At 51.8% G+C, this 282-nt stretch carries 1 protein-coding gene; it reads right to left on the reverse strand.

The window, feature by feature from the left end; genetic code table 11:
• Positions 1-282: hypothetical protein (locus H8L47_RS30525; RefSeq protein ID WP_186957346.1), on the reverse strand; the 282-nt coding region annotated here is incomplete at both ends.

Consider the following 282-nt stretch of genomic DNA (forward strand, 5'->3'; position numbering starts at 1 on the left):
TGAAGGAGAACGTGGCTGTCTGGATGTTTTTCAACGTTGGGGTGATGATTGGTGCGCCGTTGTCGTTGGCGTTACCTACTGTGGCTGTCAGTTTGTTGTTGGCAGTCGCAGATGTGTTGGAGCCTGTCAGTACGTCTTCGTCTTGCAGGGCATTAACACGGGAACCACCGTTTGGTGTGTAGACCAGGCCAGCTGTGAAGTTTTCTGCTGTAGCTACGTCTGTGTTGCTTGTCAGTGTGAAGTCTTTAACACCACCACCGTTGACGATGGATGCCAGTGTGG

The organism is Undibacterium umbellatum, from assembly GCF_014284125.1.
Classification (GTDB): domain Bacteria; phylum Pseudomonadota; class Gammaproteobacteria; order Burkholderiales; family Burkholderiaceae_D; genus Undibacterium; species Undibacterium umbellatum.